The sequence below is a fragment of the Lederbergia sp. B243.17 genome, assembly GCF_057657925.1.
In genome coordinates this window covers 1-16,840 of the sequence record NZ_JBWBKF010000017.1, presented here as the reverse complement: position 1 = coordinate 16,840, position 16,840 = coordinate 1, and the positions used below count along the sequence as shown (strand labels likewise).

General features: G+C 47.5%; 20 protein-coding genes and 8 tRNA genes. 19 read left to right on the top strand and 9 right to left on the bottom strand.

Annotated features, from left to right (window positions below):
* Positions 1-63: 63 nt before the first annotated feature.
* The 8 genes from AC0TWI_RS01450 (at position 64) to AC0TWI_RS01415 (ending at position 849) form a co-directional block, all read left to right on the top strand.
* A tRNA-Asp gene (locus tag AC0TWI_RS01450) sits at positions 64-139 on the top strand.
* Positions 140-189: 50 nt separating this feature from the next.
* Positions 190-265 (top strand) — tRNA-Phe (locus AC0TWI_RS01445).
* Positions 266-297: 32 nt separating this feature from the next.
* A tRNA-His gene (locus tag AC0TWI_RS01440) sits at positions 298-372 on the top strand.
* Between the two features lie 11 nt (positions 373-383).
* A tRNA-Gly gene (locus AC0TWI_RS01435) sits at positions 384-457 on the top strand.
* Positions 458-471: 14 nt separating this feature from the next.
* Positions 472-548, top strand: a tRNA-Ile gene (locus tag AC0TWI_RS01430).
* Position 549: 1 nt separating this feature from the next.
* Positions 550-621: transfer RNA gene (locus AC0TWI_RS01425), tRNA-Asn, on the top strand.
* 56 nt (positions 622-677) lie between these two features.
* Positions 678-768, top strand: a tRNA-Ser gene (locus AC0TWI_RS01420).
* Positions 769-777: 9 nt separating this feature from the next.
* A tRNA-Glu gene (locus AC0TWI_RS01415) sits at positions 778-849 on the top strand.
* A 130-nt stretch (positions 850-979) separates the two neighbouring features.
* Here the strand turns inward: AC0TWI_RS01415 and AC0TWI_RS01410 are convergent.
* Together AC0TWI_RS01410 and AC0TWI_RS01405 are read right to left on the bottom strand one after the other, a co-directional pair.
* A complete protein-coding gene (locus tag AC0TWI_RS01410; protein ID WP_488124555.1) occupies positions 980-1,714 on the bottom strand; it encodes a TraR/DksA C4-type zinc finger protein in 735 nt (244 codons plus the stop codon).
* Between the two features lie 166 nt (positions 1,715-1,880).
* Positions 1,881-2,804 carry a 1,4-dihydroxy-2-naphthoate polyprenyltransferase gene (locus AC0TWI_RS01405; protein ID WP_488124554.1) on the bottom strand — a complete coding sequence of 308 codons (924 nt, stop codon included), beginning with the start codon at positions 2,802-2,804 and terminating at the stop codon, positions 1,881-1,883.
* A gap of 242 nt (positions 2,805-3,046) precedes the next feature.
* Here AC0TWI_RS01405 and AC0TWI_RS01400 point away from each other — a divergent pair, with 242 nt between their 5' ends.
* The 6 genes from AC0TWI_RS01400 to menC all read left to right on the top strand — a co-directional run bounded on the left by AC0TWI_RS01400 (position 3,047) and on the right by menC (position 10,493).
* The gene (locus AC0TWI_RS01400) at positions 3,047-4,438 is read left to right on the top strand and encodes an isochorismate synthase (RefSeq protein WP_488124553.1); all 1,392 of its coding nucleotides are present in this window, start codon (positions 3,047-3,049) and stop codon (positions 4,436-4,438) included.
* Positions 4,435-6,174 (top strand): 2-succinyl-5-enolpyruvyl-6-hydroxy-3-cyclohexene-1-carboxylic-acid synthase, encoded by a 1,740-nt coding sequence (gene menD / locus AC0TWI_RS01395; RefSeq protein ID WP_488124552.1) that lies wholly within the window; start codon positions 4,435-4,437, stop codon positions 6,172-6,174. The genes AC0TWI_RS01400 and menD overlap by 4 nt, the downstream gene beginning before the upstream one ends.
* Positions 6,171-7,001 carry a 2-succinyl-6-hydroxy-2,4-cyclohexadiene-1-carboxylate synthase gene (gene menH, locus AC0TWI_RS01390; RefSeq protein WP_488124551.1) on the top strand — a complete coding sequence of 277 codons (831 nt, stop codon included), beginning with the start codon at positions 6,171-6,173 and terminating at the stop codon, positions 6,999-7,001. Before menD ends, menH begins: the two co-directional genes overlap by 4 nt.
* 14 nt (positions 7,002-7,015) lie before the next feature.
* Positions 7,016-7,834, top strand: coding sequence for a 1,4-dihydroxy-2-naphthoyl-CoA synthase (gene menB / locus AC0TWI_RS01385; protein WP_488124550.1), 819 nt, complete (start codon positions 7,016-7,018; stop codon positions 7,832-7,834).
* Positions 7,835-7,911: 77 nt separating this feature from the next.
* Positions 7,912-9,396: an o-succinylbenzoate--CoA ligase gene (locus AC0TWI_RS01380; protein ID WP_488124549.1), complete on the top strand. Its 1,485-nt coding sequence runs from the start codon at positions 7,912-7,914 to the stop codon at positions 9,394-9,396.
* A complete protein-coding gene (gene menC, locus AC0TWI_RS01375; protein ID WP_488124548.1) occupies positions 9,393-10,493 on the top strand; it encodes an o-succinylbenzoate synthase in 1,101 nt (366 codons plus the stop codon). The genes AC0TWI_RS01380 and menC overlap by 4 nt, the downstream gene beginning before the upstream one ends.
* Before the next feature lie 132 nt (positions 10,494-10,625).
* On the opposite strand, the gene AC0TWI_RS01370 is transcribed toward menC, so the two are convergent.
* From AC0TWI_RS01370 to ytzI, 4 genes are all read right to left on the bottom strand, one after another.
* The gene (locus AC0TWI_RS01370) at positions 10,626-10,778 is read right to left on the bottom strand and encodes a DUF1540 domain-containing protein (RefSeq protein ID WP_488124547.1); all 153 of its coding nucleotides are present in this window, start codon (positions 10,776-10,778) and stop codon (positions 10,626-10,628) included.
* Between the two features lie 81 nt (positions 10,779-10,859).
* The gene (locus AC0TWI_RS01365; RefSeq protein ID WP_488124546.1) at positions 10,860-11,813 is read right to left on the bottom strand and encodes a metal ABC transporter solute-binding protein, Zn/Mn family; all 954 of its coding nucleotides are present in this window, start codon (positions 11,811-11,813) and stop codon (positions 10,860-10,862) included.
* Positions 11,814-11,904: 91 nt separating this feature from the next.
* A complete protein-coding gene (gene yidD / locus AC0TWI_RS01360; RefSeq protein ID WP_488124545.1) occupies positions 11,905-12,144 on the bottom strand; it encodes a membrane protein insertion efficiency factor YidD in 240 nt (79 codons plus the stop codon).
* A 28-nt stretch (positions 12,145-12,172) separates the two neighbouring features.
* The gene (ytzI, locus tag AC0TWI_RS01355; protein WP_488124544.1) at positions 12,173-12,322 is read right to left on the bottom strand and encodes a YtzI protein; all 150 of its coding nucleotides are present in this window, start codon (positions 12,320-12,322) and stop codon (positions 12,173-12,175) included.
* A gap of 119 nt (positions 12,323-12,441) precedes the next feature.
* On the opposite strand from ytzI, the gene AC0TWI_RS01350 reads away from it, so the two are divergent.
* Positions 12,442-12,888 carry a Dps family protein gene (locus AC0TWI_RS01350; RefSeq protein WP_488124543.1) on the top strand — a complete coding sequence of 149 codons (447 nt, stop codon included), beginning with the start codon at positions 12,442-12,444 and terminating at the stop codon, positions 12,886-12,888.
* Between the two features lie 103 nt (positions 12,889-12,991).
* Here the strand turns inward: AC0TWI_RS01350 and AC0TWI_RS01345 are convergent, their stop codons facing one another.
* Positions 12,992-13,246 (bottom strand): DUF6154 family protein, encoded by a 255-nt coding sequence (locus AC0TWI_RS01345; RefSeq protein ID WP_488124542.1) that lies wholly within the window; start codon positions 13,244-13,246, stop codon positions 12,992-12,994.
* Positions 13,247-13,427: 181 nt separating this feature from the next.
* Here AC0TWI_RS01345 and AC0TWI_RS01340 point away from each other — a divergent pair, with 181 nt between their 5' ends.
* Complete coding sequence (locus AC0TWI_RS01340; RefSeq protein WP_488124541.1) at positions 13,428-13,760, top strand: hydrolase; 333 nt, start codon at positions 13,428-13,430, stop codon at positions 13,758-13,760.
* Between the two features lie 39 nt (positions 13,761-13,799).
* On the opposite strand, the gene AC0TWI_RS01335 is transcribed toward AC0TWI_RS01340, so the two are convergent.
* Complete coding sequence (locus AC0TWI_RS01335) at positions 13,800-14,702, bottom strand: DUF6612 family protein (protein WP_488124540.1); 903 nt, start codon at positions 14,700-14,702, stop codon at positions 13,800-13,802.
* A 247-nt stretch (positions 14,703-14,949) separates the two neighbouring features.
* On the opposite strand from AC0TWI_RS01335, the gene ytkD reads away from it, so the two are divergent.
* The 3 genes from ytkD (at position 14,950) to AC0TWI_RS01320 (ending at position 16,565) form a co-directional block, all read left to right on the top strand.
* Positions 14,950-15,429: an RNA deprotection pyrophosphohydrolase gene (gene ytkD, locus AC0TWI_RS01330; RefSeq protein WP_488124539.1), complete on the top strand. Its 480-nt coding sequence runs from the start codon at positions 14,950-14,952 to the stop codon at positions 15,427-15,429.
* A gap of 65 nt (positions 15,430-15,494) precedes the next feature.
* Positions 15,495-16,283, top strand: coding sequence for an alpha/beta hydrolase family protein (locus AC0TWI_RS01325; RefSeq protein ID WP_488124538.1), 789 nt, complete (start codon positions 15,495-15,497; stop codon positions 16,281-16,283).
* A gap of 39 nt (positions 16,284-16,322) precedes the next feature.
* A complete protein-coding gene (locus AC0TWI_RS01320; RefSeq protein WP_488124537.1) occupies positions 16,323-16,565 on the top strand; it encodes a DUF2584 domain-containing protein in 243 nt (80 codons plus the stop codon).
* A 175-nt stretch (positions 16,566-16,740) separates the two neighbouring features.
* Here AC0TWI_RS01320 and AC0TWI_RS01315 read toward each other — a convergent pair.
* Positions 16,741-16,840: IS3 family transposase (locus AC0TWI_RS01315; RefSeq protein ID WP_488124311.1), on the bottom strand; the 100-nt coding region annotated here is incomplete at its 5' end.

The following is a 16,840-nucleotide window of genomic DNA, read 5'->3' as shown; positions in this document are numbered from 1 at the left end:
CTGGCAGCTCGTCGGGCTCATAACCCGAAGGTCGCAGGTTCAAATCCTGCCCCCGCAATCGAAGGTCCCGTGGTGTAGCGGTTAACATGCCTGCCTGTCACGCAGGAGATCGCCGGTTCGATCCCGGTCGGGACCGCCATTTACATAATCCTCTTCATACGAGGGAACAATGAAAAATCTTATTTCTTAGGCTCAGTAGCTCAGTTGGTAGAGCAAAGGACTGAAAATCCTTGTGTCGGCGGTTCGATTCCGTCCTGAGCCACCATTTTTCAGTCGCCTTGGTGTGACATAAAGATGGCGGCTATGGCGAAATGGTCAACGCATCGGATTGTGGCTCCGACATCGTGGGTTCGATTCCCACTAGTCGCCCCATTACTCTTTTTGCGGGTGTAGTTTAGTGGTAAAACCTCAGCCTTCCAAGCTGATGATGAGGGTTCGATTCCCTTCACCCGCTCCATATTTTAATAATATGGGCCTGTAGCTCAGCTGGTTAGAGCACACGCCTGATAAGCGTGAGGTCGGTGGTTCGAGTCCACTCAGGCCCACCATTCCGCAGTAGCTCAGTGGTAGAGCTATCGGCTGTTAACCGATCGGTCGTAGGTTCGAATCCTACCTGCGGAGTACTCCATCTTTTATGCTTTAGTTGGAGGTCAGCCATTGGCTTTTTCAATAGTTGTGGGGAAGTACTCAAGAGGCTGAAGAGGCGCCCCTGCTAAGGGCGTAGGTCGCGTAAGCGGCGCGAGGGTTCAAATCCCTCCTTCTCCGCCATATTATTCTGGCCCCTTGGTCAAGCGGTTAAGACACCGCCCTTTCACGGCGGTAACACGGGTTCGAATCCCGTAGGGGTCATCTCGGCATCATTCATTAAGAATGATGCCCTTTTGCTATTTACACTCTGTTGCGCTATTTCTTACTCAAGTGAAAAAGGCTGCACACACCCGGGAAGGGTGAATGTGCAGCCTTTTGGCTTTTCTGGTCTTTACTCTTCAATATAGCTGTCCCTTTTTTTATACGGTATGTCACCTAACGGGGATTCCATCCCTTCCTCGTCCAGCTCTTCTTCATAGTGTCTTTCTTCACCCGTTTGGAGGATTTCTCTATGTTTGCCTGTTATATCGGTTGCAGAGAAGGTTTCGTACTCTTCAGTTGATCCGTCTTCCGGATCATCTTCATACAATTCCTCATAGCTGTCAAAGTCACCGACAAAATCGGCCGGTGTTTCAGAGGTGCCAAACTGTGCCACTTCCTGGAAGCTGTCCTCGAAATCGCGGATCCCGTCTTTTCGATGTCTCCCGCTAAAAGTGTTCTCCTTTGCCGGGATAATGATATCCTCTTCCACCGGACGGGCATCTGTGACCAAGTTGCCGTCTGCATGTTCGGCACAGCAGGTCGCATAAGGAACCACCTCCAGGCGTTCGAAAGCAATCTCATTTCCACAAACCTCACAGATGCCGTAGTTCTTCTGTTCCATTGCCTCGAGGGCATTATTGACTTTATCAAGTTCGCTCTGAGAGTGGTTGGTCAGCGCCAAGTCCTTCTCCCTCTCAAAAAGTTCTGTCCCTGAATCAGCCGGGTGATTGTCATACAGTGACAGCTCTCCAGTCTGGTCTCTGACGCTTCTCCGCAGGCTTTCTTCCTCATCTGTTTCCTCAAATTGCTCCTTAAGCTGAAGCAGTTCCTCTTTTAGTTGGGACAATTGTTTGTTCGTCAGCATTGTTGCCACATCCTTTTCTATATCAGTAATCTATCAAGTAAAGCTGTCGGTCGCTGAAAGTCTCAGGCCTTTTTCAAACCATTTTTTCGTATTTTTCCTGTTTACAAGAGTCTTTAAACATTTACAAAAAAACAGCCCCTATCCTATAGGGGCTGCAGCAGTGATTTCATGCAAAATAGCTGATAAAAAAGCCGATTGACATAAGAAATCCAAAAAATGTATTGGTTTGGGCTGTTGCTTTCATTGCAGGCAACATCTGAAGGGGTTCGGATTTGCCGATAAACCCTTTGACCGCTTTTATTGCCGTAGGGATACTGATGAACGTGATAAAGAGCCAAGGTGTTCCTCCCAGAAAGAAAATAATGAGAAGAATCCATAGGTATGAAACAGCGAACAAGGCCGCCAGCAGTTGAATCGCTCTTTTTCTGCCAATCAAAATGGCCAATGTTTTTCTTCCGTTCTCTTCATCTCCGTCCAAATCGCGGATGTTGTTGGCAAGCAGGATCGTACCGATCAAGATGGAAACCGGAATGGACACGATGACACTCGTCTTGGTTAGGTATCCCGTCTGAATGAAGTAGGAGATTTGAATGATGACAAATCCCATAAAAAATCCTGACATAAGCTCACCGAATGGTGTGTAGGCGATAGGCCGGGGCCCGCCTGTATAAAAGTAACCGGCAGCCATGCATACGAGGCCGATTAGAGCAATCCACCAGCTGCTTGTCAGCGTAATATATAGCCCGAGAATGAGGGCGATGCCGAAAAACGCATAGGCTAGATTCAGTACCGTTTTTGGCTTGATGCCGTTGCGGACGATCGCTCCGCCAATTCCGACCGAGTGTTCATTGTCCAGCCCTCGCACATAGTCGAAATACTCGTTAAACATATTTGTTGCAGCCTGGATCAGCAGGCTGGCGATCAGCATGGCGAGGAAAAGGCTGATATGGATTGGATGTGTCTGGACAGCAAGTGCCGTTCCTAGCAGCACAGGAACGAATGCCGCTGTCAAGGTATGCGGCCTTGTCAGCTGCCACCAGATTCTCCAGCCTTTGTCTGCCGGAATCGCTGATTTTGTATGAGCCTTCATTGATATAGTCTCTCCCTTACATTTTGCAATGACTCAAATATGAGAATGATATACTTAAAGTTTAGGGAATCTGCGGGGTTGTGTCAATCTATTTCAAATGGGAGGAACAGCTTCTGGCAATCGTCTCCAATTGCAGGGAAAACAATTCATCTAAGCGTGAAAGCTACATTTAGCTCCTGTTTTCATATATAATAGGGTGGTAATCCTATTATATAAGTCATTGTCTATAGGAGAGATCAACGATGTGCAGTTTATTATTTGAAGCGGAACTTGCCGACGTCGGACGCTACGTGAGAAACGGCGGGCAGGAGAAGCTTTTCAGCTATACGTTTGAAGTCGGGGACGAGCAGTTTGCCCGTTTTATGCAGTTGTTTCATTCTGCAGAAGGAAAGAAATTCTACCTGAATCATCCATCATCCTCACAAATGTTCGCCGGTTTTGAGGTGATCCGGACTTTTTCGAGCCAAGAACCTGAAAGGCGGTTCATGGAAATTCAGGAAAAGTGGAATGAATGCGTTAAGGGAGCAGACATCCACAATCCATACAATATACCCGGAACTGGCCCGCTTTTATTCGGCGGCTTTTCCTTTGATCCCCATAGTATAAAGGAGGATATTTGGAAGGACTTTCAAGATTCCTTATTTTTTTTGCCTAAATATATGTTGACGGTTCAAAATGGCTCGATGTTTTTGACGGTTAACTTGTTATGCGGGAAGGATACAGAAGAAGAGACACTGCTGGAGACAGAACGATTTCTCCGTGAATTGTCCGGTACCTTCGAAGAAAAGGCGATTCCCGGCTTGAAGGTGACAGACAGCTTTGAAGTCGATGCCGACGAATGGCAGAGGGCTGTCGGGGAAGTCGTAAACATCCTGAAGTTATCCGATGTAAATAAGGTTGTGCTGGCGAGAAAGCTCAAGTTGTTCTTTTCAGCGCCTGTGTCTTCGGAAACAGTGATTGATCGGCTTCTCGCCCAGCAGCCAGACAGCTATATTTTCTCGTTTGAAACCGAGAAGAGCCGTTTTATCGGTGCTTCACCGGAAAGGCTTGTAAAGAAGACAGGAGACGATGTACAGTCAGCCTGTGTTGCCGGGTCGATTGCGAGGGGAAATGATGCTGATGAGGATGAGAGGCTCGGACAAGCCTTGCTCCTGGATGAGAAGAACCGATATGAACATCAGCTTGTCGTCGACATGATCAAAACGGCGATCGAGCCTTTTTGCACGCAAATAGACATAGAGGATACGCCAGGACTAATGAAAATTAGGGATATCCAGCACTTGTTTACACCGGTTTCGGGCAAAATGAAACAAGGCTGCTCGATTCTGGATGTTGCGGAGGCCCTGCACCCGACCCCGGCCATGGGCGGCGTACCAACAAAAGATGCATTGGAAATTATCAGGGAATGTGAAGGGATGGACAGAGGGATGTACGCTGCTCCGCTCGGTTGGCTGGATTACCGGGGGAATGGAGAGTTCTTTGTTGCCATTCGTTCAGGCCTTTTCCTAGACGATCAAGCTGTCCTTTATGCAGGCTGCGGATTGGTTTCAGATTCAAAGCCGGAGGATGAGCTCGTTGAGACAAGAATCAAATTTCGTCCGATGTTGCGGGCAGCGGGAGGAGAAGTGAAATGAGTCATCAAAAAGCGCTGACCGATTATTTATCCGCTTTTATCAGCAGTTTAATCGAATCGGGTGTGGAGGACGTTGTCATTAGTCCCGGATCCCGTTCCACTCCCTTGGCAATTTTATTGTCCGAGCACAGACGGATGAATGTTTATATGAATATTGATGAACGTTCGGCCGGCTTTTTCGCACTCGGCCTGGCAAAGGCATCCGGGAAGCCTGCAGCCTTGCTTTGTACTTCTGGAACGGCTGCGGCGAATTATTTCCCGGCAGTTGTTGAAGCCAATTTATCCCGGGTGCCGCTGATCGTCCTGACCGCTGACCGTCCCCATGAACTAAGGGATACGGGGGCTCCACAGGCGATTGACCAAGTTCATTTGTACGGCCGGCATGTCCACTGGTTCGCAGATCTAGCCCTGCCTGAAGCAGGCCAGGAGCGGTATGCTTCATATGCCGCTTCAAGAGCTGTAGCCGAAGCCCTCTCATTGCCGAAAGGGCCTGTGCATGTCAACTTTCCACTGCGGGAGCCGTTAATGCCTTTGATCGATGAAGATCCCTATTTGAATCATCCGGTATCTCCCGCTGTTGAATCGGGTAGACTCCAACTGCCGATCGAACGTATTGGTGCATTGGCTGTTGAATGGCAGCAGGTTGGGAGAGGACTGATAATTTGCGGGCCGATTGAGGAAGAGGGATTTTCTCAGGCGGTGAAGGCCTTGTCGAAAAAACTGGGATTTCCGATCATAGCCGATCCTCTTTCCCAGCTGAGAAGCGGTGCATCTGAGGATGAATTTGTGATCGACAGCTATGATGCGATCTTGAAGTCGGAAGGGTCTTGGACAGGGCTGCGTCCGGAGTGTATCCTTCGCTTCGGCGGAATGCCTGTTTCCAAACCGCTGACATTGTTTTTGAAAAAGATGGGTACAGCTGATCACGTCGTTATTGACGGTGGTGCCGGCTGGAGAGATCCGTATCAGCTGAATACAAGAATGATCCAAGCTGATGAAACGCTTTTCTGTGAGCGGCTTGCCGGTATGCTCGAGGAGAAGGGTGAAACAGAGTGGGTTCAGCTCTGGAAAAAGGCGGATTCAATTGCAAAAGAAGCAGTTGCCGTTACGATGTCAGAGGAAGAAGAACTGATCGAGGGCAGGGCGATTTATGAATTGGCCGAGCTATTGCCTGAAGAGAGTACAATTTTTGTTGGGAACAGTATGCCGATTCGTGACATGGATACATTTTTCCATCAGACAGGGAAGAATATCAGGGTGATGGGAAACCGGGGTGCCAACGGAATTGATGGGGTTGTATCGACCGCGCTCGGCGCTTCGGTCCATAGCCGGCCGCTGTATCTTGTCATCGGTGACCTCTCCTTTTTCCATGATATGAATGGCCTTCTTGCAGCCAAAATGCACAGGCTGAACATGACGGTCATTTTGCTGAACAATGATGGAGGAGGAATTTTCTCCTACTTGTCTCAGGCAGATGAACCGAAGCATTTTGAGGTTCTGTTCGGGACGCCGACCGGCCTGAACTTTGAACATGCGGCCATGCTATATCAAGCACAGTACACGAAGGTGCTGGATTGGGAAGGCTACCGGATGGCTGTCCGGGATGCCGGGGAAAATGATGGGTTAACAATTATTGAAGTTCCGACAGACCGCGGTGAAAATCTCGCATCCCATCGGAAGATGTGGGACCGGATTTCCCGGGGAATAAACAAATTTCTTCAGGAAGAACAGCGATGATTGTCGAAGCCGGGGGAAATAAGTATTTTGTTGCCGTTGAAGGGAGCGGTGATCCGCTCGTCCTCCTTCATGGCTTTACAGGCTCCAGCCGGTCATGGGAAGAGCATATCCCGGTTCTTGCCAGCTCGTACAAGGTGATTGCGATTGATCTGCTTGGGCATGGAAAGACAGGGTGCCCTGCAAATCCGGCCTCTTATGAAATGGAAGCTGTGGCTGCAGATCTTGCGGAGATTTTTGGGCGGCTCGGGCTTGATAAGGTCCATCTGCTCGGCTATTCGATGGGGGGAAGGCTTGCACTTGGCTTTTCTGTTCTTTTTCCCCATTTGGTGAGGTCGCTTATTTTGGAAAGCAGCTCTCCAGGACTGAAGACTCCAGCCGAGCGGGAAGATCGGATGAACCGAGATGTTGATCTGGCCTCTTTTATCCTTGAAAAGGGAATGGATTCGTTTGTAGACCGCTGGGAGAACATCCCGCTTTTCGAAAGCCAAAAGCGGCTTCCCCGAGATGCCCGCTTAAAAGTCAGACAGGAGCGTCTTAGGAACAACCCTGCGGGGCTTGCAAACAGCCTGCTCGGCATGGGAACAGGAAGGCAGCCGTCCTTCTGGGCGCAACTTCCGAAGCTGCAGATGCCCGTGCTGCTTCTATGCGGAAGTTTGGATGAAAAGTTCTGTAAGCTCGCAGCTGAAATGAAGAATAGTATACCGAATGCGGCTTTGGAAATTGTACAAAAGGCGGGCCATGCGGTTCACGTGGAAGAACCCGAGAAATTTGGTACAATAGTAAATGGGTTTTTACAACGCCTTCAAGGCGATGGACAGAAAAAATAAGGGAGGTTTTTATCATGGCCATTCAATGGACCAGTGAAAGGGAATACGAAGAAATTCTTTATGAAACATATAATGGGATTGCCAAAATTACCATTAACCGTCCTGAAGTACATAATGCCTTTACTCCTAGGACAGTATCGGAAATGATTGATGCATTCGCTTATGCTCGCGACGATGAGAAAGTAGGGGCAATCATTCTGACTGGTGCAGGCGGAAAAGCGTTTTGTTCCGGCGGCGACCAGAAAGTCCGCGGACACGGCGGATATGTCGGGGAGGACAATATTCCCCGCTTGAACGTACTTGATTTGCAGCGCCTGATTCGTGTTATTCCAAAACCGGTTGTCGCAATGGTTGCCGGCTATGCAATCGGCGGCGGACATGTTTTGCATGTAGTCTGTGATCTGACAATCGCTGCAGATAATGCGATTTTTGGCCAGACAGGACCGAAAGTCGGCAGCTTCGATGCAGGATACGGCTCTGGCTATCTTGCACGGATTGTGGGTCATAAGAAAGCGAAGGAAATCTGGTTCCTCTGCCGCCAGTACAATGCGCAGGAGGCTCTTGATATGGGCCTTGTCAACACTGTTGTGCCTTTGGATCGCCTGGAAGAGGAAACGGTCCAATGGTGCGAGGAAATGCTCGAGAAGAGCCCTACAGCTCTCCGCTTCTTGAAAGCCGCTTTCAATGCGGATACAGACGGACTTGCAGGTCTTCAACAAATGGCGGGAGATGCAACGCTTCTTTACTATACGACTGATGAAGCAAAAGAAGGCAGAGACGCATTCAAGGAGAAACGCAAGCCGGATTTTGGACAGTTCCCAAGATTCCCTTAATGCTTTAATATGAAGACCGAAAAGCTTGATGGCCGCGCCGTCAAGCTTTTCCTTTACCGTTTGAGAGGTGTGGAAACATGGAAACAACAATGGAAAATTGGCTGATGAAACGGGCATTTCTTTCTCCGCAAAGGACAGCACTTGTATTTGAAGATGAGCACTGGACCTTTGGCGAATTGAATGACATTGCCCAAATGTATGCTGAGGCGCTATCAGGGTGTTTAAAGGAAGAGTGCCGGATTGCAATTTTGATGAAGAACCGGCCGGAAACGGTTTTCGTCATCCATGCTCTCGGCCGGCTGGGAGTGGAGATCGTCTGTCTGAATAACCGGCTGTCAGCAGCCGAACTGGCTTTCCAGCTGCAAGACAGCAAAGCAGAAGCTATAATTTATGCCGATGAATTTCAGAAGGAAGCAGAAGCCCTGGCAGAGAAGACGGGGGTTTCGACCATCGCCGCTTCAAGCATCCCTCAACATAGACAAGCGTCAGGAAAGACGAAGGACACAGTCAGCCTTAGTCAAGTATGCACCATCATGTACACGTCCGGAACGACGGGCAAGCCGAAAGGGGTCAGGCAGACATTCGGCAATCATTGGTGGAGCGCAACCGGGTCCGCTTTGAATCTAGGATTGCATGAGGAGGATGCCTGGTTATGCGCAGTCCCTGTATTCCATATAAGCGGTTTGTCTATTCTCATGCGGAGCGTCATATACGGCATGCCGGTTTACTTGATGGAGCAATTCGATGAGAAAGAGGCCAACAGGCTGTTGGCAAGTGGACAGATTACGATTATGTCTGTCGTCTCCTCAATGCTTTTGCGGATGATTGACGCATTAGAGGAAGGAACATATCATCCCCGTTTTCGCTGCATGCTGCTGGGAGGTGGACCGGCTCCAAGGCCGCTGCTTGAGACATGCAAGACGCTGTCCATTCCAGTCTTTCAAACGTACGGCATGACAGAGACGTCCTCACAGATTGTTACTCTTTCACCACAGGACAGCCTCCGGAAGCTTGGATCCGCGGGAAAACCGCTTTTCCCCTCCTCTCTTAAAATCATCGGTAGGGATGGAGAGAAGCTGGCTGCTGGTAAAACAGGCGAAATTGCTGTTCAAGGACCGAACGTCACGTCGGGCTATTTGGACAGACCAGAGGCAAATCGTTCATCTTTTCAACAGGGCTGGTTCCTGACGGGGGATCTCGGTTATATCGATCAGGAAGGCTATTTATATGTACAGGACCGCCGTTCTGATCTGATCATTTCGGGCGGAGAAAATATTTATCCTGCCGAAATAGAGGAAGTGCTGCTTGCACATGGAGCAGTGAAAGAAGCCGGTGTAACCGGTGTGGAGGATGAAAAATGGGGACAGGTACCGCATGGATTCGTTGCTGTCCATCATGCGGTTTCAGAGCAAGAGCTTTTGGATCATTGCAGGGAAAGCCTCGCCTCTTATAAAGTGCCAAAGCGCATCCACCAGGTTCCGGAGCTGCCGAGAAATGGAGCGAATAAGCTGCTGAGACGAAAATTGCTTGAATCCCTCCCAGTTGAGGAGCGAGATAAATGAGGATTAACCATGTCCGTCTATCGATTATTGAAATGCCGTTGAAAAGGCCGTTTATTACCCATCTTGAGACCGTTACAAGCAGACGCTCAATCATCGTAGAAGCGGTGGATGAAGAAGGAGTCCGAGGCTATGGCGAGGTTGTCGCCTTTTCTTCACCTTGGTACACGGAAGAAACCGTGAAGACGGCTTTTCATATGTTGAAGGATTTTTTGATTCCTCAACTGCTCGCCTTACCCATTTCTCATCCTTCTGAACTTGAGGAGCGTTTCCGCTTCGTAAGAAGAAATGAGATGGCCAAAGCAGGGCTGGAGACGGCAGTATGGGATGTATTCGCGAAGCGCGCCCATCAGCCGCTCTCCCGGTATATCGGAGGCAAAAGGACAACGGTCGAGTCTGGCGCAGTTGTCGCCGCAAAAGAACTGAAGGAAGTATTTGGGCAGATTGAACAGGCGATAGACAACGGCTATAAGCGGGTAAAAGTAAAAATCAGCCCGGAGAACGATATCGGGCTCATTCGCCAAATCCGTGAGCGGTTCCCCAATTTGGCCATTATGGCGGATGCTAATTCCGCCTATTCGCTTGCTGACTTGGATAAACTGAAGGCGTTGGATGAATACGGCCTGCAAATGATTGAACAGCCGCTCGGTGCCGATGATATTGTCGAACATGCCATCCTGCAAAAAAAGTTGAAAACGCCGATTTGTCTTGATGAGAGTATTACCTCTCTCCATGATGCGAAAAGTGCGATTGAACTCGGCAGCTGCCGTGTGATGAATTTGAAAATCGGCCGTGTCGGCGGCTGGAAAAACGTGCTTGATATTGTGGAGTTATGCTCCGGCAATGGGGTTGCCCTTTGGTGCGGAGGGATGATTGAGTTCGGCATTTCCCGGGCGCATAATGTTGCTCTTGCATCTTTGGAAGAAGTGACCCTGCCCGGCGATATTGTCGGATCCACTCATTATTGGGAAGAGGATATCATTTTGCCGGCCATCGAAGTGAAGCGCGGAGAAGTTACCGTTTCTTCCCAAACAGGAATCGGTTATGAAATGAATGAGAGACGGCTCAAAGAAATTGAGGTATACAGCGAAACCTTTTAAGGCAGTTATGCAGCTAAGAATTGAAGCATATCTTGGCGGAGCGTTTAGCTCGGTCATTAAAAAAATCTGTAAAAAATATAAAAGGGCCTCCAAGAGAATCAGTTGCTGCTGACCCCCTTGGCAGGCCCATTGTTATTTCTGTTTAAATGTTTTGCAGTCGGTTTCCTGTTGATTATCCGCTATTTTTCCAGCATGGCTGACGACATAAATTCGATCTGCCGCACACTGATTGCCCTTTTTCCAGTAATGACAGTTTTGCACTTCACATAGAACATCCTCTGCCACATGTATCACTCCTTTTTTGGTGGATACATCTGTAGTTTTTCCGCAAAAGGCGCGTGCATGTGCCACAATATTTGGTTGGCATTACTCAGACAGCGCGGTTTTTATAACCTCGATGTTCCGGTTCATCAATGTAAAATAGTCCTCGTCAGCATCAATGTCCTTTTGCAGCAGCACGCCAAGATTATGGAGCATGAGCACTTCGGTCCCGGTCTCTTTCTGAATAATTCCAATCAGTTTTTGATTGACATTTTGCTCAGATAGGATGTAATGGACATTTTCTGCTTTCACAAGGTCAGTAATTTCCTGCAATTTACGCTGGGACGGTTCTGCCGTGCTGGAAACACCGGACAGGGCAATTTGTTCAATCCCATACCGTTTCTCCCAATAGCCGTATGCAGCATGCGAGACGATGATTTCGTGTCTCTTCGCTTGGGCAACCGCTTCTTTAAAGTTTTCATCAAGGGAGTTCAGTTCAGCCTTCAGACTTGTAAAGTTTTCTTCAAAATCCTTTTGATGTTCTGGTTTTGCTTTTATTAGCTCATCACGGATTTGAGCAGCAAGACCTTCAGCATATATTGGGTCCAGCCAGACGTGCGGATCGGTATCGCCATGATGATGGCCATCTTCTTCATGATCCTCATCATTGTCCTCATGTTCGCCTGTATGGGCAGGCAGATCGAGATGTTCGCCAGTTGCAATCATTTGTACGCCTTCGTTTTTCAAAGTGGATTGCGCCTTTTCTGCAAAGCCTTCCAAGCCAAGTCCGATATAAAAGAAAAGATCGGCGTCCGCGAGTTTCATCATATCTTTTTGAGAAGGCTCAAATGTATGTTCATCGGTACCAGGCGGATAAATGCTCTCGACATTCACATTTGTCCCGCCAATCCGTTCCGCGAAATATTGTAAAGGGTAAACGGTCGTATAAATTTGCAGCTTGCTGCCGGCATTCTCTTTTTTATCTGGCTCCGCTGCATTTCCACAGCCGGCGAGTGCCAGCACGATGACGACAAGAGGGAGTAGCCATTTTGATTTCATTCTCTGTCTCCTTTCAAAATAAGAACGATTACGATTTAGAAGGTCAAAAAATAGCTTACTCGATTTTGCACGCAAATGCAATGAGTAAGCTTTATTTTTTCATGAACCCAGGCCATTCTTCCGGCACATGGTCGAAGCCGCCCGGATGAAAAGGATGGCATTTTAAAATCCGCCGGATCGTCAAGTAGCCGCCCTTGATGGCGCCGAACCGCTGGACCGCCTCCATTCCATAATGGGAGCAGGTCGGATAAAACCGGCAGGTCGGAGGCTTGAGGGGCGAGATGAACCGCTGATAGAAACGGATACCTTTCATAAATATATATTTCAGCATATAATCGCTTCTTCCTCAATTTGTCAGGTTAATGCTGGGGGGGTTGTTCGCTCTTCTGTGGCGGATCGATCGGAGGATCCACTTTATGCTTGTATGAATACGCTTTTGATGTTACCAAAGCGGATACGAAGATGACGATAAATATGATGATAATCGAAACAATCATGATCAGCTTCACTGCTTTTTCCCTCCTTGTCCATTGCTATTGTAGCATAAAAGGCGGGAGAAAAGGAGAGAGTAAGTGTGTTTGAATTAAATGATCCAGGGTATAAATTATTGTAGGAGGATTGATATACAATGGCGAATAACAATCAAAAAATGGTTGAATTGGTGAATAAGCAAATTGCGAATTGGACGGTGCTCCATACGAAAATACATAATTTCCACTGGAATGTGAAAGGGCACCACTTTTTCACGCTCCATCCAAAATTTGATGAGCTGAATGCGGACGGAGACTCATTCATCGATGAGTTGGCAGAAAGACTGCGTACCCTTGGTGAAAAACCTGTGGGGACGTTGAAAGAGGCATTGGAACAGGCGACTGTGAACGAAGCGAAAGGAAATGAAGGACCCGAAGAGATGGTACAGGCGATCGTTGATGACTTCACCCAGTTGACGGAAGAACTGAAGGTCTGCCGTGATGCGGCAAAGGAAGCAGGGGACGATGCAACTGAAGATATGCTCCTTGGCATTGAGGAAAAATTGGATACTCATATTTGGATGTTGTCTTCCTACTTGGGATAAGCGGCGGGCCTCCGGTGATTCACCGGGGGCTCTATTTATGTGCAAGAAAAAAAAGCAGCCGGGGAGAATTTCCGGAGCTGCTTTTCGCTGTCTTCTATGTATGTTAGTGTAGATGTTTGGAATCCGGCAAGCCGTATTGGCTATTCCCTTCCACTTGCGCAAATTTCCACTTGAGCGTCTCCAGCAAGTACAGTCTGATAAAATACTGCAGTTCATGCTCATTCATATCTTTAACGATTCCAAGCAGTTCATCCCGGTCATAATGTTCCAGGACTGCGAAGGTAATCATATCCAAATCTTCTTCTTCACCAGTCAATTTGTCACGGTACATGGCAAATAACTCATCAACCAGTCTCATATTTCTTCACCTCGTTTATTATCAAATGATTATCCCATATGAGGAACGTTCCATCAACTTATTTTTTCTATACCCGCAAAAAAAGGATAAGTAACACTTAAGAATAAAATAGGTGGAAGAGCGGCAAAATATGCATGATATTTGAACAAGCGTAAAAATGAAGCATAAGGGGTGAACCGTCTTGAGTGAGGACAAGCGGACATACTACATCTCGCTGGTAGGAGAAGGGGCGATCATGTCAACGCCGAAAGATTCGCCTTGGCAATTTAAGATTGAAGCGGACGACGATGAGATCACGAAGCTTAGGGTGATTCTCGATTCCAATTATGACAACAGCATCAATGATTTTTGGCGAGCCCATATCCCTTTCGTTGAATACCATGTTGACCCGACCAATGACCAGAATGATGAGAATATCATCAGGGCTTATAAAATGATTCACCGCCTTGGCGACTCGGAGGCGAAGCAGCATATTGAAGAGATGGGAATTCTCGAGGATTTTACATCTCAATAAAAACAGCCACCCATCTATTCCGATGGGTGGCTTTGATCTTCACGCTCCAAGGTCTTCCATGGTAACTTCCTGAGCGTTATCAAGGACTTCCTGAGGGACTTCAATCTTGTCGATTGTATTGTAGTCACGGTAGTTGGACTTAATCTCTTGTTTAATGTTCATCTTGGCACCGTCAATGTCCGTTTCCATTTCCAATTGAACATTCAGGACTGAAGGATAAAGTGTCTTTTTGTCCAAATAGATTTCATATACTACGTTATTGAATTTCACTTTGCTCAAGATCTCTTCACCTGCAAGCATATCTTCTGGCATCGTATTTTTCATGTTTTTAACTAGAAATTCGGTGAATTTTTCACCCGATGCAGACAACTTCAGTATATAGTCCGTATCGCTTTCCTCGAGTGTGAAATCGTCTGCAAACTCCTGCAGCTGATTAACAGCCTCTGCCGGATTGCTCTGGGCATTTTCAAGGTCCACAATTTGACTTGAGAATTCCGCAGGCATTTTCAGCCATGAAGCTTGTGTCGGCTCATACATATAAAAACCATCACCAGTCAAGTAGCTTTCCATTTCCATTGATTGTTTGCCGTCCGCTCCCATATCAAGGGTGTATTCCATCTTTTGCGAGAGTGCGATGGGATCCATAATGTACTCCATGGTGATTTTCGAGTCCATTGTGGCCTTTTCGTCTCCCTGAGACATCTCTTGCTTCAGTGTAAGGTCGGAAGCGAAGCTTTTGATTTCACCTTCTGATTTTACCGCTTTATCGAATAACTCCTGAAGAGTAATATCGCTTTCCTTCTTCTCTTTATCCTTTGCTGCTGGTGTTTCTTTTTTGGTTTCCGCTTCTACCTCTTTACCCGCCGGTTCTGCTGTCTGGGAACAAGCAGCCAGCATGATGGCCAATAGTGAGGTGAAAAGGAACATGGATAGTTTTTTCAATTCGGTTCACTCCTTTTATTCGTGCCTGCATTTGTCCTTACGGCTGCCGGTTGAAAAAGTTCCCTTTTTCGAGTAAATTGAGGCGAAAGGTCCAGTCAAACGGGCAGGTATGTGCAGGGAAAAATTTCCGCACAAGATTGATTATACTGAATTCAGCAGGCAAAAAAACGATTTTTCAGGAAACGCTCCAAAAGTCGCGTAGGACTTTTTTACGTACGTGTTCGCCATAGCAATGGAGGGGTGAAAGGTGAAGGAGTTTTTTGATAAAAACAGGAATAAAGTCATGCTTTCTTTCGAAAATGAGGTTTTTAGTATGCGGGCCCTTCATGTTTTGGTCATTTGCCGCTACCAAGACAAATGGCTGTTGACGAAGCATCCAATCCGCGGACTGGAATTTCCCGGCGGTAAGATAGATGAAGGGGAAACGGAGGAATGGGCAGCGACAAGGGAAGTATACGAGGAAACCGGTGGGATTGTTGAGCAACTCACCCATGTCGGAGAGTATTTTGTAGAGGATAAAGAGAGGGGATCGTTTGTCAAAGCGATTTACTTTGCCCACATTGGAAAGCTGGAAGAGAAACAGGATTACCTTGAAACGAACGGCCCCGTCCTTCTTGATGATGCCGAATTAGAAAATCTCCAAGCACCCGCTTTCAGCTTCATCATGAAGGATGAGGTTGTACCGGCTGCACTGGAATGGATCGGGGAGCATTTCCTTGCCAATTGAGCCCGGTGAAAGATTCGTCTAAGCAGAATTTGGGAAGAGTATAAGAAAAACCAAGGAGGAGCAGCATGTGTGAAATCATTGAAAGGCAAGCATTCCCTTCTCCGAACCCGCTTATCCGCCTTTCGCTCGTGACGTATAAGGCAGCCGGGCTGAAAGTGAAGGGGATGCTCGCCGAACCAAGAGAACCAGGACTCTACGATGGGTTCCTCTATTTGCGCGGCGGGATAAAAAATGTCGGGATGGTCAGGCCGGCGCGAATCGCTCAGTTCGCCTCTGAAGGCTTTATCGTCTTTGCGCCTTTTTACAGGGGAAATCGCGGCGGCGAGGGCAATGAAGATTTTGCCGGAGAAGACAGGCATGATGCCTTCGCTGGATTCGAGCTGTTAAAAAACCATCCGGAAGTTAAAGAGCAGCGTGTCCATCTATTCGGTTTCTCAAGGGGAGGCGTTATGGCGCTTTTGACAGGGATCGAATATCCGGAGGCAGCCTCGCTTGTCACATGGGGAGGCGTTTCAGACATGGCACTTACATATGTCGAGCGGAAGGACCTGCGCCGAATGATGAAAAGGGTCATCGGCGGATCCCCAAAAACGAAATTTGAAGAATATGAATGGCGGACACCGCTATATAATCTAGAGCAGATCCATGCACCGGTCTTGATCATCCATGGGGAAATGGATGAAAATGTTTCAATTGAACATGCCTATAGGCTTGAAAAGCAGCTTCGAGCTCTTAATAAAAATGTAGAAACCTGGTATATGGAAGGAATGACCCATTATTTTACCCCAGCCTTCAATAGAGAGGTCGTAACAGACCTATGCAAATGGATGAAGCAGCAGGGAAGTGTTGTATAATAGAAGGGAAAAGTTTGGAATTTAAAGGGGGAATACCAGATGGGAATGCCGCTTGAATTGAATACGATGATCGTCACGAAGGGGAAAGAACAGCGTCAAGAAGAGAATGTTTTCAAGCTTGTAAAAGAAGGATACCGCCTGTACCCAATTGATATCCCGCTGGAAGTGAGACAGACAAAGGAAAGCGAAAGCCGTGCCACTGCCAAGATTATGAAGGTAAGCTGGGAAAATGATGAGACCACGATCGTATATCAGCTTGTATCCTTGCATTCCATTAACTGATGAGGGCAGGCAATCTGGTAACGAACATGCAGCGGTATCCAAGAATCTTTGCGGGTGCACAAATGGCTGGGTTCCGTAGAAATCTTGGATATTCTGCGAGTAAACATCTTACAAAGAAAAAGAGGAAGCCCGCAGTAAAGTGGTACCTATGTCAAGGACACAATAAAAAAAGAGATTAAGCAGTTTGAAGATGATTCCTATATTGAATAGGGGTCATCTTTTTTAAATTCCACTGATAACGATAATTATTATAATAGACCATATAATGGTTAATC

Excerpts from the sequence above, each read along its gene's own strand:
- AC0TWI_RS01410 (WP_488124555.1), bottom strand. The coding sequence starts at position 1,714 with ATGCTGACGAACAAACAATTGTCCCAACTAAAAGAGGAACTGCTTCAG.
- AC0TWI_RS01405 (WP_488124554.1), bottom strand. The coding sequence starts at position 2,804 with ATGAAGGCTCATACAAAATCAGCGATTCCGGCAGACAAAGGCTGGAGA.
- AC0TWI_RS01400 (WP_488124553.1), top strand. The coding sequence starts at position 3,047 with ATGTGCAGTTTATTATTTGAAGCGGAACTTGCCGACGTCGGACGCTAC.
- menD (WP_488124552.1), top strand. The coding sequence starts at position 4,435 with ATGAGTCATCAAAAAGCGCTGACCGATTATTTATCCGCTTTTATCAGC.
- menH (WP_488124551.1), top strand. The coding sequence starts at position 6,171 with ATGATTGTCGAAGCCGGGGGAAATAAGTATTTTGTTGCCGTTGAAGGG.
- menB (WP_488124550.1), top strand. The coding sequence starts at position 7,016 with ATGGCCATTCAATGGACCAGTGAAAGGGAATACGAAGAAATTCTTTAT.
- AC0TWI_RS01380 (WP_488124549.1), top strand. The coding sequence starts at position 7,912 with ATGGAAACAACAATGGAAAATTGGCTGATGAAACGGGCATTTCTTTCT.
- menC (WP_488124548.1), top strand. The coding sequence starts at position 9,393 with ATGAGGATTAACCATGTCCGTCTATCGATTATTGAAATGCCGTTGAAA.
- AC0TWI_RS01365 (WP_488124546.1), bottom strand. The coding sequence starts at position 11,813 with ATGAAATCAAAATGGCTACTCCCTCTTGTCGTCATCGTGCTGGCACTC.
- yidD (WP_488124545.1), bottom strand. The coding sequence starts at position 12,144 with ATGCTGAAATATATATTTATGAAAGGTATCCGTTTCTATCAGCGGTTC.
- AC0TWI_RS01350 (WP_488124543.1), top strand. The coding sequence starts at position 12,442 with ATGGCGAATAACAATCAAAAAATGGTTGAATTGGTGAATAAGCAAATT.
- AC0TWI_RS01345 (WP_488124542.1), bottom strand. The coding sequence starts at position 13,246 with ATGAGACTGGTTGATGAGTTATTTGCCATGTACCGTGACAAATTGACT.
- AC0TWI_RS01325 (WP_488124538.1), top strand. The coding sequence starts at position 15,495 with ATGTGTGAAATCATTGAAAGGCAAGCATTCCCTTCTCCGAACCCGCTT.
- AC0TWI_RS01320 (WP_488124537.1), top strand. The coding sequence starts at position 16,323 with ATGGGAATGCCGCTTGAATTGAATACGATGATCGTCACGAAGGGGAAA.